Genomic DNA, 11,846 nt, shown 5'->3' with positions numbered 1-11,846 from the left:
GCCACGAGCGTAGGTCCTTGCGTAGTGCGAACTTTGGTCGGTTCAGCACGGCAACCTACGCTCGTTCTCTTTTACACCGCATCTCGGACGTGACCCGTCGTCTCGGCCTGGTGCCTCTGGCATGTAGCGCGAGCTGATGTTGCCGGCATCGGACGCGCCTCTGCAGGCTTGGCGGCCGGGGCTCTCCTCATGGTGCTCATACACCTTCTACCCGTCCATCATCCACACGGCGGGGGCCATCACTCGGGCCTGCTTCCGCACGTCGGCATCTCATTCGCTGTCAGCCAACTGCTGCTCGCCGGGGTCGGGAAGATCCTGCGTCTGCGACGGACCCGGCGAAGATCACGCCCCAGCGCCTGACCGGACGGTCGCGGCAGGTCCGAACGCGTATCTCAGCTAGGCATGGCCCGACTACGACAGCGTCTCCATGCACGATCCGCAATGCGGAGGAAGCCGCGCTCAGGCATGGGCGATCGAGCCGGCTTGAGCCACAGTGACTCTTCCAACCACATGGACTGGAGGCACCGTGAAGTTCGTTGAGGCCGAAGCAGACGCCGGCGAGCCGTACCCGTTCGCGCCCGGCAACGACAAGATCCGGCCCGATCTCGTACCACCGGCCCGCTGTCCGGACCTCAGCGAGGTCACTTCTGTCGATGACCTGCTGCCATACTTCGACTCGGTTGCCCGCCGCCCGTACAGCCCTGGTCTCTGGCCGGCCTGGGACCTGAAGAAGGGTGAGCGTGTCCTGCTTCGGGTGACCAACTGGCACCATCCGATGGTGGTGGAAGCTGCGCGCATCACACTTGAGCGGTTCGGCTGTGACTACACGATCGAGGTCGAGGAGAAGGGCCCGATCCCGAAGTGGGAGGGACACGACGAGGTGGAGTACTACCTCGCCAGGACCCCCGAATTGGCTCGTTGGATCGACGAGTGGGAGAAGATCGACGATGCCAGCACTTACGACAAGATCATTATGGGGTACGGCGGGCCCATCCTCCGCGAGCGCAACATCAAGATCCAGCGCTTCCCTTTCATAACCCCCGAAATGGTCGCGAGCGAAGCGCACAAGTTCCCGTGGGAGCTTCTCACCGCGATCGACGAGTGGACCTGGCGAGCAGTAGGGGCCGCTCGCACCGTTCACATCACCGACCCCGAGGGAACCGATCTCCGCTTCACCAACCATGACGACTACTGGAATGCCGACCGCACGTTCTACAGGCGAGAGCATGTAGTGCGGAATTACTCGAGCAACGTCGAGTACGGCGAGACCTACCTCCCCGGGCACATCTGGGGCAGGCCACACTTCCACATCGGGCAGGAGGACGGTGAAGGTGTCATCGCCGGCACGATGAACCACATCGCCCCCTATCCCCGTATGGAGCTGCACATCAAGGGGTCGAAGATCACGGACATCGTCGGCGGCGGCCTGTTCGGTGAGAAGCTCCGGCGGGTCATGGCTGAGACCGAGGACGTCCAGTACCCCGGGTTCACCACCAAGGGATTGATGCAGTGGTGGGAGGCGTCGATCGGGACGAACCCGAAGGTGCATCGCCCCCGCAAGGGATATGCGGAGGGTTACAACTGTGGCCTGTACGAGCGCACGAGAAGCGGAATCATTCACATCGGCTTCGGCACAGTGATCTCGGCCGACCCGGAGCGGGAGGCAGCGCGTCAAGGCCTCAAGGTGGGGCATTGGCACGTTCATCTCAACTACCCGACGTACGTCGCAGAGGGAACGCCAGATGGCGATGTAACGGTCATCGAGAATGGGCGCCTCAAGGCCCTTGACGACCCCGAGATCAGGAAGCTGGCCGAGCGGTTCGGGGATCCGGACACGTTGCTGTCCGAAGACTGGATCCCCGCAGTTCCCGGCCTCAACCTCCCCGGCGACTACGACCGCGACTACGCGTCGGACCCACTCGACTTCACCTTCACCGAGCTGGACTTGTGCCGGAAGTGGCATCCGCTCTTCATGCGAATGATCGCTGGATCCAATGCTCACGACCATGGTGGCTGTCACTGAAACGAGACAGCCTTGGCGGGGGCTATGCCGGGACGGTCCGGCCGTCCCGGCATAGCCCTCCTTGTGTCCCGGCTGCGAAGCCGGGCTCGGCCGTACGCGGTGCGACCTGGCGGAACGCCCCAGCAGCGCTTTGGTCGCCGAGGCGCACCAGACGGAGCCGGTGGCGCTGGAGAGCATGCTGGGCTGTGCGAAGGAGTGGCGTCTGGCCCGCCTTCATCACCACATGGGCGCAGTTCCCAGGGGCTCCCGCCGCTACCACGCGGGGCCGCGTTCAGGCCATCATGCTGTCAGCGCCACCGGATCGCCGGCCACGACGGTGGTCACCACCGGCAGTTCCGCGAGCGTCTGCGGGTCGACGGTGAGCGGGTCGTCAGCCCACACGGTCAGGTCGGCGTCGAACCCGGGCGCGAGCCGGCCGCGGTGCGACTCCTCACCCGAGGCGAGCGCCGCCTGCGTGGTGTAGCCCTCCAGAGCCTGTAGCGCGGTGAGCGCCGAGGACGACGACGGCAACGGCGTCGGGTCGGCGTGGTCGAAGTGCCGGCGCAGCTGAGCGTCTGCCATCGTCCACCGGGGGTCGTATGGCGCGATCGGCCAGTCGGACCCTAGTGCGACGACCGCGCCGGCGGCCCGCAGCTCGCCCCAGCGGAAGCCGTGGTCGACCCGGATGTCGCCGAGTCGCTGCGACCAGGAGTCGGAGCGGTCAGGCCGGTTGAAGAAGGTGCAGTGCAGTGGCTGCACGCTGGCCGCTGCGGCACCGTGGCCGAACCGAGAGACGACCTCGTCGGGCAGCGTCTCGATGTGCTCGATCCGGTGCCGAGCCAGCGGGCCGTACTGGGTGCGCAGATCATCGAAGATCGCCAGGGTCTCGCGGATGCCGCGGTCACCGATCGCGTGCACGGCACAGTTGACCCCGGCCAGGTGCAGGCGGGTCAGCGCGTCCCGGAAGCGGTCGAGGTCGCGCCAGAGCGGTTCCAGGCCCTCGCCGTGCGCGTCAGCGTACTCCAGCCAGGCGGTGCCGCCGTCGATGGTGCCGTCCATGAACAACTTCACGCCCTCGACCCGCCAGCGCCGCCCCGAGAGTCCCTGCGGGGCGAGCACCACGTCGAGGTCGTCGTGGTCGGGCATCAGCACCGGGTTGAAGCCGATCCGTACCGGCAGGTCGCCTCGCTCCTCAAGCAGGGTGACCAACTCGTGCGCGGGGTCATTGAAGTCCATCGCGTGCATCCCGGTCAGCCCCGAGTCGGCCATCGCCCGCAACAGCTCGCCGAACCGCGAGGCGAGCTCCTCAGCGATGGGCGCGGGGAGGTGCTTCGTCACCAGGCGGGAGGCTTCGGACTCCAGCAGATACCCGGTGGGCCGGCCATCAGCGTCGCATTCGATCCGGGCCGAGGAGGCGAAGTCGCGGGGGCCGTCGATGCCGGCGATCTGCAATGCCTCCGGGGACGCGATCGCGGAGTGGACGTCGTACAGCAGGACGATCCCGGGGACGCCGACCAGGCCGATCGCCTCTGCAGACGGGGTGACGCCGGCGAACACGATCGGGTTCAGCCCCCAGCCGCGCAGCCATTGACCAGGCTCCAGCCGGTCGCGGGCGGAGGCCAGCCCGGCCCGGACATCGCCAAGATCGCGAGCCGTGGAGAGGTCGACGCCGGCGGTGATGCCCAGCCCGTGTACAGGGTGGGTGTGGCCGTCGACGAGCCCGGGCGTGATCACCGCGTCGCCGTGGTCGATGACCCGGTCGGCGCTCAGGTCCGCGGCGGAACCGACCGCGACGACCCGGCCGTCCTCGACGAGGACACCGGTCGCCGAGCCGTGGGCCGGGTCGAGGGTGTGCACCAGCCGGGCGATGTGCAGGATCGTCATCGGGCGGCCACCAGGCTGTCGTAGGTGTCCGGGCGGCGGGTCTCCAGGAACGGGAAGAGCGCGAGCCAGTCCGCGCGCTGGTCGAGATCGAGCGCGGCGACCAGGACGGCGTCGGCGTCACGCGGCGCCTCCACGAGCACCCGGCCGTAGGGGTCGCTGATGAACGAGGAGCCGTAGAAGGTGATGCGGCCCTCGTCGCCCCAGCGGTTCGGCACCGCCATGAACAGCCCATTGGCGATGCCGTTGCCGACGATCACGTGCTGCCAGATCGGCTGGGTGTCGAAGTCCGGGTGGTCGGGCTCGGAGCCGATCGCGGTCGGGTAGGCGAGCACCTCGGCGCCGGCCAGCGAATAGGCGCGGGCCAGCTCGGGGAACCACTGGTCCCAGCAGGTCGGCAGGCCGAGCCGGGGCACGCCGGGCAGGTCGACGGTGTGCACCGGGTAGGGCTGCTCGGCCGGGCCGGCGCGGAAGTACTTGTCCTCGAAGTAGCCCTCGGTGACCGGGATGTGCAGCTTACGGGTGCGCGCGACCACCTCGCCGTCAGGCGCGACCAGGATCGCGGTGTTGAACCCGAGCCCGTCGTCGCGGTCGTCGGGTGCGGCTGCCTGCTCGTAGAGCGAGGCGTGCACGAGGACGCCGTAACGCCGAGCCGCGGTGGCCGCGAAGGTGTGCGTCGGGCCGCCCTCGAGTGGCTCGGCCAGGTCGGCGGGGCGGCCGGTCGGCGGGTTGTCCGCCGGGTAGCGGGACAGGGTGAGCTCGGGCAGGAACACGACCTGGGCGCCCGCCTGCGCGGCGGTCCCGATGCCCTCGGTCAGGGTGGCGGCGTGCGCGGCGGGGTCGGCCTGCCAGTGCGTCTGGACGACGCCCACGGTCAGTGTGCGGCCGGCGCCAGGCTTGACGCGGGCCGGGGAGTTCTGGGGTTCGGCGGTGTGGAGCTGCACGGGTTCCTCGTCTCCTCAGAGCGCGGGCTGTTGCTGGGTGATGCAGTGGATGCCGCCGCCGCGGGCGAAGAGCGGGCGGGCGTCGATCTGGACGATGTGCCGACTGGGGTAGGCCTCGGTGAGCACCTCGCGGGCCTCGGTGTCGGAGGGGTCGTCGAAGGCACAGGCGATCACGGCGTCGTTGCATACATAGTGATTGACGTAGCTGTAGTCGACCCAGCCCTCGGCGTCGCGCAGCGTGGTCGGCGCGGGCAGCGAGACCAGGTCGAACGGCTTGCCGTCGGCGCCGCGGGCCTCGCGCAGCACCGCGTGGATCTCCCGGGTGACCGCGGCGTCCGGGTGGTCGGTGTCGCGCTGATCGTGGACGAGGACGACGCCGCGGTCGGCGAAGGTGGCAACGATATCGACGTGGCCGCGGGTGCCGAACCGCTCGTCGTCGCGTGTCAGACCGCGCGGCAGCCAGATCAGCTTCTGGGCGCCGACGGTCCGGGCCAGCTCGTCCTCGACCTGCTCGCGCGTCCAGCCCGGGTTGCGACGCGGGTCGAGCTGCACGGTCTCGGTGACCAGGAAAGTGCCGGCGCCGTCGGTGTGGATGCCGCCGCCCTCGTTGACCAGCGGCGAGTCGATCCGGGTCGCGCCGCTGAGCTCGGTGGCCACCTCGCTCGCCCGGGCGTCGTGCTCCCAGGTCGCCCAGTCCTGCCGGCCCCAGCCGTTGAAGACCCAGTTGACTGCGCCGAGTCCGTCCGGCCCGACCACGAATGTCGGGCCGATGTCGCGGTACCAGGCGTCGTCGAGGAGAACCTCGTGGCGGACCACGTCGTCGGCGAGCAGCCGCCGGGCGTGCTCGGCCTCGGACGGCGGTACCAGCACGTGCACCGGCTCGAAGCCGGCGATCGTGTTGGCGACCGCGGCCCAGGTGGTGCGGGCGAGCTCGGCCTCGGCTCCGGTGTGGCCCAGGGTGTACGGCGCGCTGGGCCAGGCCATCCAGGTGGCCGCGTGTGGGGCGGTCTCGGCGGGCATGGTCCACGGTCCGGGGGTCTTCACTGTGCTCCCTTTTCGGTGCGGTCTTCTTCTGTGTGGTTTTCGTCTGGGGGGTCCCGCCACGGCAGCAGCGGGGAGAGGAACTGGTCGACCAGCCGCATCGCGGCGGCGCGGTCGAGCGGGCGGTAGCCGACGACGACGCGGATGGTCAGGCCGTCGAGCAGCGCGGAGACGCCCTCTGCGATGTCGTCGACGTCGAACGTCGCGGGCAGCTCGCCGCGCTCGACGCCGTACCGGAGCGTGGCGACCAGCATCTGCTGCCAGTCGTGCTCGAGCTCGCTGATCAGCGTGCGCATGTCCTCGTCGTGGACTGCCTCGGACCAGGCCTCCAGCCACATCAGCAGGCCGCTGTCGCCGAGACCGACCGGCGCGCCCTTGTCCACGAGGATCTCCCAGCGGCGGCGCGCGGACTCCGTGGTCTCGAACGCGGCGAGGACGCGCCCGTACAGGTCCTGCTCGACCAGTCGCAGCGCGGCCATGAACAGGTCGACCTTGCTGTCGAAGTAGTAGAGCAGGTGCGCACCGGACATCCCGAGCGCCGAGCCGAGGTCGGCGAGCGTGACGTTGCGCAGGCCGAGCTTGCTCAGCGGCTCGATGGCCGAGCGCGCGATCTCCTCCCGCTTGGCCTGCCGGCGCGCGCTTGCCCGGCCCGCCTTGCTCATGGCGCGACCTCCAGCCGGGGCACCGCGGCGAGCAGCTCGCGGGTGTACTCGGTCTGCGGGTCTTCGAACAGCTGCTTGACCGGCGCCTCCTCGACGATCCGCCCGGCTCGCATAACCACGGTCGCGTCGCACAGGTAGCGCACCAGGTCGAGGTCGTGGGTGATGCACAGCAGGGTCACCTCAGTGGACTGCCGCAGCTCGGCGAGCAGGTCCAGCACGGACGCCTGCACGATCACGTCCAGCGCGCTGGTGGCCTCGTCGGCGATCAGCACCTGTGGCTCGAGCGCGAGTGCCCGGGCGATTGCCACCCGCTGCTTCTGGCCGCCCGACAGCTGGCCGGGCCGCCGGTCCGCCACGTCGGCCGGAAGGTGGACCAGGTCGAGCAGCTCACGCACCCGGGCCTCGACCCGCTCGCGCGCCACCATCCCGTGCACCCCGAGCAGCTCGGCCAGGATGCCGCCGACGTCACGGGCCGGGTTGAGCGTGGTCCCGGGGTCCTGGAAGACCATCTGGATCGCCCGCCGGGTGGCCACATCCCGGCGCACGCCGAGCGCGCGACCGTCGTACCGGATCTCGCCGGCGGCCAGCGGGGCCAGGCCCATCAGGGCGCGCATCAGCGTCGACTTGCCCGACCCGGACTCGCCGACGATGCCGAGCGCGGCGCCCCGGGAGACACTCAAGCTGACGTCGTCGACGGCGATCACCGGCTCAGCAGACCCGCCGGCACCGCCCGGCAGCAGCCGGCGCCAGGCAGACGACCCGCCGAAGCGGACAGTGGCGTGCTCGATCTCGATCAGCGCGCTCATCGGGCCGCCTCTGCGAGTCGGTGGGCCAGGTTCGCGCCGAGCAGCTCGCGCGTGTACGCGTGCTGCGGTGCCTGGAGCACTTCGCGGGTCAAGCCGTGCTCCACGATCTGACCGCGCAGCATCACCACCAGCCGCTCGCAGACGGAGCCGACCACGGCGAGGTCGTGGCTGACGAAGACGAGCGCCATGCCGCGCTCGGCGACCAGGCTGCGGAGCAGGTCGAGGATCTGCGCCTGCACGCGCACGTCGAGCGCGGTGGTCGGCTCGTCGCAGAGCAGCACCTCGGGCTCGGTGGCGAGCGCGGCCGCGATCATCACCCGTTGCCGCATGCCGCCGGACAGCTCGTGCGGCCACGAGGTCATCCGGTCGGCGGCGCGGGCGATCCCGACCTGCTCGAGCAGGCCGACGGCCGCCACGCGCGCATCCTTCTTGCCGCACCCATGGTGGCGCCGCCAGGTCCGGGCGACCAGGGCACCGACCCGCATCGTCGGGTTGAGCGCGGTCGCCGGCTCCTGGAACACCATCGCGATCCGCCCGGACCGGCGCACCTCTCCCTCGACCGCGAGTGTGGCCGGCAGGATGTCCGCGACCGCGCGCAAGGTCAGGCTCTTGCCGCTGCCGGACTCGCCGACGATGCCGACGGTCTCGCCGGCCGCCACCTCGAGGTCGACGCCGTCGACCAGCGGCCGTTCGTCGACGTGCCGCGACACCCTCAGCCCGTGCAGGCTCAGTACGTTCATCTCTCTCCCGTCCGTTCCTGGAGGTAGTCTCCGACGAGCGCGAGTCCGAGCGCGAGCACGGTGATCACCACACCGGGCACCAGGGTCAGTCGAGGCGCGTCGGCGAGGTAGGGCTGCGCGGAGGCGATCAGGTTGCCCCACTCGGGCGTGGGCTGCTGGATGCCGAAGCCGAGGAAGGAGAAGGCCGCCAGCGCGGAGACCGCGAACACCAGGTCCGAGCTCAGGTAGAGCATCGACTGCCGGTACGCGTTGGGCAGCACGTGCCGGACGACGATCCGCGGCGTCCGGAAGCCGGCGGTGATCGCGGCGACCACGTACTCGGCGTCCCGGATCCGGGCGACCTCGGCGCGCATCAGCCGGGCGTAGACCACCCAGCCGACCACGGTGAAGCTGATCAGCAGTGAGCGCATCCCGGGGCCGAGGCTGAAGACGAGGACGATCATCAGGATGTACGTCGGGAACGCCTGCAGCAGGTCGCTGCAGCGCATCACGACCGCGTCCACCCAGCCACCGAGATAGCCGGCGAGCAGGCCGAGGATGGAGCCGAGCAGGCACGGCAGCAGCACGGCGAGCACGGCCAGGGAGAGGTCGAGCCGGGTGGCTGTGATGATCCTGCTGAGGACGTCGCGGCCGAGCTCGTCGGTGCCGAGCAGGTGGCTGCCGGATGGTCCCTGGAGCGCATTGACGACATCCTGGTGGAGCGGGTCGCTCGGGCGCAGCCACGGCGCGAGCACGGCGACGAGCACGTAGACCGCGAGGATGGCCAGGCCGATCCAGAGCTTGAGGTTACGCTTCGGCTGGGCCATCTGGAGGACCGACGTCGCGGGTGCGAGCGGGGCGGTCATGCGGTGATCCGGGTGCGCGGGTCGACCATGGCCTGGACGACGTCGGAGAACAGGTAGAGCAGGACCACCAGCACCGCGAACACCAGCGTGTAGCCCTGGACCAGCGGATAGTCCCGGGTGCTTGCGGCGAGCGCCAGGCCGAGTCCCATGCCGGGCAGCCCGAACGCGACCTCGACCACGACGGTGCCGAACAGTGCGTACCCCGCCTGGGCGGCGGTGACGCTGACCAGCGGGGAGACCGCGTTGCGCAGCTGGAAGGCCCGTACCAGGTCGCGGCCGCGGTAGCCCAGGGTGCGACCGGCCAGCACGAACTCGGCGCCGGTGAGCTCGATCAGGGCCGCGCGAAGGCTGCGGATCATCGGCGGCGCCATCGAGGCCGCGACCACGATCGCGGGCAGCACCATAGCGCGCGCGTGCCCGGCCAGCCCGACGCCGTAGCCGGCGACCGGGAACCAGCCGGTGGGCAGCGCGACGTAGCGGATCGCCAGCACCGCCACCCAGAAGCTCGGCAGCCCGACACCCAGCACGCAGATCGCGCGGACGACGTGGTCGGCGAGACCGTTGGGGCGGCGCGCGGCGAGCAACGCCAGCGGCAGGCACACCATCAGCGCGAGCAGGATGCCCGCGGTGGCCAGCGTGAGCGTCACCGGCAGCTGGTCGCCGATGACCGAGAGCACCGGCCGGCCGCTCTTGAAGGAGGTGCCGAGGTCGCCAGTGACCGCCTGACCCACGTAGTGTAGGTAGCGGCTCAGCCAGGGCTGGTCGAGGCCGAGGTCGTGGGCCACCGCGGCGACCCCTTCGGCGGAGGCCCGCGGCCCGGCCACCAGGCGGGCCGGGTCACCCGGCGTCAGGTCCAGCAACAGCATCAGCACCGCAAGGATGCCGAGCAGCAACGGCACCAGGCTCAGGACGCGGCGCGAGACGAAGGCGTAACGGTTCAAGAGGTCTTCCAGATCCCGTCGAGGTAGTAAGCACTCCACGGCAGCTGCTCCAGACCGTGCACGACCGGCCGGACGCCCATGATCGAGGAGCCCTGGTTGAGCGCGATGAACATCGCCTGGTCGGCGAGCAGGTCCTGCATCGCGGTGACCTCGGTCTTCTTCGCCGCAGCGTCGGCGGTGCCGGCGTACTTCCCGATCAGCTTGAACAGCGCGCCGCCGTCCCAGCCGGTGAACATGCCCGAGGTCGCGGCGACGTACACCGCCGGGTCGGAGATGTCCGGGGAGATCGCGTTGTAGGAGAAGATCCCGAGCTGGTACTTGCCCGACGAGATCGTCGCGTAGCTGTTGCCCGGGTCGCCTGCCTGCAGCTCGACGGTAATGCCGATCGACTTCAGGTTGTCCTGAACGATCTGTGCGATGAGCGTGCTGCTCGGGTCGTTGGGGTAGCTGAGCGTGAGCTTGGCCGGCTTCGTGGCCGCCTGATTGAGCTCCTGGGTAGCCTGTCCCTCATCGTGGCGGAAGTATGGCTTGCTCGGCGCCGCCCAGTTGCCGGTGTTGGCCGGTAGCGCGCCGTTCGGCTCGTCGCCGTACCCCCTGAACGCCGACTTGAGGATCGCCTGGTAGTCGATCGCGTACCCGATCGCGCGGCGCACGTGCACGTCGCTGAGCCCGGGAATCTTGGTGTTGATCAACAACACCTTGGTCAGATGCGGCTCGGCCGAGTCGACCTGGTCTTTCGGCAGCGTTGAGGCGGTCACCGGCAGCAGTTCCTCAGCCATATCCGCTTGGCCCGAGAGTAGCTGAGGTCCGACCGAGTTCGGGTCGGCGGCGTACTGGCTGACGACCTTGTCGAGGTAGGGCCGCTTCGCGCGGTAGTAGTGCTTGTTGCGGGCGAGCACTACCTCACCCTCGGTGCTCCACTTCTCGACCGCGAAGGGGCCCGCCCCGACCGGGTGCTGCCAGAACTCCTTGGCCGGCTTCCCGCCGAAGTCCTTCGGCAGAACCCCTGCCGCGGCCCAGGACAGGAAGGCCGGAAGCGTCGTGTCCGGGTTCGCCAGGTGCAGCTCGACGGTGCGCGAGTCGACGACCTTCGTGGACTTGATGACCCGATAGGTCGCGCCATAGTTGACGCCGGACTTCCAGACCCCGACCGAGAACGCCACGTCGTCAGCGGTCACCGGCCGGCCGTCACTGAATGTGGCGGACGGGTCGAGTTCGACGGTCAGCACGGTGTTGGCGGCGTTGTAGCGCCACGCCTTAGCCAGACCTGGCACCAGCGACCTGCCGTCGGCGGAACTGCGCAGCAGCGGCTCGAGCACGGCCTGGGAGATTTGGAACGTTGAGTTCAGGCTCTCCTTGTCCAGCTCGAAGCCCTCGAACGGGTTGCGCCGCAGCACGTTCAGAGTGCCGCCGGACACGGGATCGGACGACTGCGAGATGGCGACGGTGCCACAGCTCGACAGCGAGAGCACAGCGACCAGCACGGTCGCCGTGAGCAGGTGGACACGCCTCCCTCCCAGTGCGAAACGGTGCGCCATGGAGCGTCTCCTCAGATTTGAACGCCACTCAAAAGTTCATTCAAACTAATGGCTTGCATCACGGTCCGCAAGAGGTCCGGCCGGGAAGTTCGCTGACCAGTCGAGAGGTGAGCGGGCCCCGCGTGCAGGCGCTGCCATCGATGCCGAGCGCCATGAGCCCGGTCCTGGCGTCGAGCGACAGTGGAGTGCGACACCGATGCCGTGGCAGCGCAGGCCGCACGCCGCCGCCAGGCGAGGAGCAGTACCGTCGCAATGCATGAGTCCCCAAGCGAGCGCGACCGCGCAATGATCCACGGTCTATGACCGGATCGGGTCGCGGGCCATGGCAGATGTCGAACTCAGAGGCTGTCTCTCGCAGAAGCTCAACCCGATGTGAGAGACGATGGCCTGTCGTGGTGGACGAGATGATCATGGGCAGGTCCGCCGTGCTCGATGCGTGCTCGTAC

The 11,846-nt window shown here is 69.4% G+C and carries 10 protein-coding genes; 1 reads left to right on the top strand and 9 read right to left on the bottom strand.

From position 1 onward, the window contains the following. Window positions 1–493: 493 nt before the first annotated feature. The gene (locus tag ACGFNP_RS56985; protein WP_393332969.1) at window positions 494–2,023 is read left to right on the top strand and encodes a hypothetical protein; all 1,530 of its coding nucleotides are present in this window, start codon (window positions 494–496) and stop codon (window positions 2,021–2,023) included. Between the two features lie 279 nt (window positions 2,024–2,302). Here ACGFNP_RS56985 and ACGFNP_RS56980 read toward each other — a convergent pair whose 3' ends face one another. Genes ACGFNP_RS56980 through ACGFNP_RS56940 form a run of 9 tightly spaced genes read right to left on the bottom strand, consistent with a single transcriptional unit; the run spans window position 2,303 to window position 11,400 of the window. Beyond that, window positions 2,303–3,886 (bottom strand): amidohydrolase, encoded by a 1,584-nt coding sequence (locus ACGFNP_RS56980; RefSeq protein ID WP_393332967.1) that lies wholly within the window; start codon window positions 3,884–3,886, stop codon window positions 2,303–2,305. Beyond that, window positions 3,883–4,827: a nitrilase-related carbon-nitrogen hydrolase gene (locus tag ACGFNP_RS56975; RefSeq protein ID WP_393332964.1), complete on the bottom strand. Its 945-nt coding sequence runs from the start codon at window positions 4,825–4,827 to the stop codon at window positions 3,883–3,885. The genes ACGFNP_RS56980 and ACGFNP_RS56975 overlap by 4 nt, the downstream gene beginning before the upstream one ends. A 15-nt stretch (window positions 4,828–4,842) precedes the next feature. Continuing rightward, window positions 4,843–5,871, bottom strand: coding sequence for an agmatine/peptidylarginine deiminase (locus ACGFNP_RS56970; RefSeq protein WP_393332961.1), 1,029 nt, complete (start codon window positions 5,869–5,871; stop codon window positions 4,843–4,845). After that, window positions 5,868–6,530, bottom strand: coding sequence for a TetR/AcrR family transcriptional regulator (locus tag ACGFNP_RS56965; RefSeq protein WP_393332958.1), 663 nt, complete (start codon window positions 6,528–6,530; stop codon window positions 5,868–5,870). Before ACGFNP_RS56965 ends, ACGFNP_RS56970 begins: the two co-directional genes overlap by 4 nt. Beyond that, window positions 6,527–7,336 carry an ABC transporter ATP-binding protein gene (locus ACGFNP_RS56960; RefSeq protein WP_393332956.1) on the bottom strand — a complete coding sequence of 270 codons (810 nt, stop codon included), beginning with the start codon at window positions 7,334–7,336 and terminating at the stop codon, window positions 6,527–6,529. The genes ACGFNP_RS56965 and ACGFNP_RS56960 overlap by 4 nt, the downstream gene beginning before the upstream one ends. Continuing rightward, complete coding sequence (locus tag ACGFNP_RS56955; RefSeq protein ID WP_393332954.1) at window positions 7,333–8,076, bottom strand: ABC transporter ATP-binding protein; 744 nt, start codon at window positions 8,074–8,076, stop codon at window positions 7,333–7,335. Before ACGFNP_RS56955 ends, ACGFNP_RS56960 begins: the two co-directional genes overlap by 4 nt. Then, entirely contained in the window at window positions 8,073–8,921 is an 849-nt protein-coding gene (locus ACGFNP_RS56950; RefSeq protein WP_393332951.1) for an ABC transporter permease, read from the bottom strand. The genes ACGFNP_RS56955 and ACGFNP_RS56950 overlap by 4 nt, the downstream gene beginning before the upstream one ends. Further along, a complete protein-coding gene (locus ACGFNP_RS56945) occupies window positions 8,918–9,862 on the bottom strand; it encodes an ABC transporter permease (protein WP_393332948.1) in 945 nt (314 codons plus the stop codon). Before ACGFNP_RS56945 ends, ACGFNP_RS56950 begins: the two co-directional genes overlap by 4 nt. After that, the gene (locus ACGFNP_RS56940) at window positions 9,859–11,400 is read right to left on the bottom strand and encodes an ABC transporter substrate-binding protein (RefSeq protein ID WP_393332945.1); all 1,542 of its coding nucleotides are present in this window, start codon (window positions 11,398–11,400) and stop codon (window positions 9,859–9,861) included. Before ACGFNP_RS56940 ends, ACGFNP_RS56945 begins: the two co-directional genes overlap by 4 nt. Window positions 11,401–11,846 lie beyond the last annotated feature (446 nt).

The organism is Nonomuraea sp. NPDC049269 (assembly GCF_043197155.1).
Lineage (GTDB): Bacteria > Actinomycetota > Actinomycetes > Streptosporangiales > Streptosporangiaceae > Nonomuraea.
The sequence above is the reverse complement of the archived record's forward strand: the minus strand, read 5'-3'. Positions and strand labels throughout refer to the sequence as shown.

Bases quoted from the DNA above. Each gene is read 5' to 3' on its own strand.
- ACGFNP_RS56965 (WP_393332958.1), bottom strand. From the start codon at position 6,530: ATGAGCAAGGCGGGCCGGGCAAGCGCGCGCCGGCAGGCCAAGCGGGAG.
- ACGFNP_RS56940 (WP_393332945.1), bottom strand. From the start codon at position 11,400: ATGGCGCACCGTTTCGCACTGGGAGGGAGGCGTGTCCACCTGCTCACG.
- ACGFNP_RS56960 (WP_393332956.1), bottom strand. From the start codon at position 7,336: ATGAGCGCGCTGATCGAGATCGAGCACGCCACTGTCCGCTTCGGCGGG.
- ACGFNP_RS56980 (WP_393332967.1), bottom strand. From the start codon at position 3,886: ATGACGATCCTGCACATCGCCCGGCTGGTGCACACCCTCGACCCGGCC.
- ACGFNP_RS56955 (WP_393332954.1), bottom strand. From the start codon at position 8,076: ATGAACGTACTGAGCCTGCACGGGCTGAGGGTGTCGCGGCACGTCGAC.
- ACGFNP_RS56950 (WP_393332951.1), bottom strand. From the start codon at position 8,921: ATGACCGCCCCGCTCGCACCCGCGACGTCGGTCCTCCAGATGGCCCAG.